Below are 491 nucleotides of genomic sequence, written 5' to 3' on the forward strand. Positions count from 1 at the left end.
ATCTCGAAGCGCACGAATCCTTTGTGCGGCGTGATCGGCGCTTTTGTCCTCTCCAGCAGGCGCACCGACAGCTCGTCCGTCCGCTCCCGCAACTCGCCGGCCTTGGCGTCGAGTCGCTGGCGCATCCAGGCACTGCTCGGCACCTTCGACAGCCCCAGCGCTTCCTTGAAGAAGCGATCCTGCCGAAACGGCTCGATGGCTTCGAAGTCGCTCTTGCCCAGACTGAGCAAGCCAGTCATCGCCTTGACCAAGTCGGAGGTCTTCATGCCTTGCGATACCGGCAAGCGCGGATCGATCACGGCTTCCACCTGCGCCGCCTCGCAGCATTGCCCAATCAGCGCCAGGCCGGAGTAAGAGGTCAGATTCAGCTTCGCGGATTGACGGACTTCAAAGCGGGGCATGATCAGTTGGGTGAAGAAGGAAGATGCCGTATTCTATCAATAAATCATATGGTTGCAATTGATCGGGGACAGGTTTCCCACGGATTCAGG

General features: G+C 59.1%; 1 pseudogene. It reads right to left on the reverse strand.

Annotated features, from left to right (window positions below):
- A pseudogene (locus tag ACYQ6T_RS10740) lies at positions 1 to 401 on the reverse strand (IS1380 family transposase); the annotation flags it as partial.
- Positions 402 to 491 lie beyond the last annotated feature (90 nt).

This window comes from Hydrogenophilus islandicus (genome assembly GCF_054657095.1).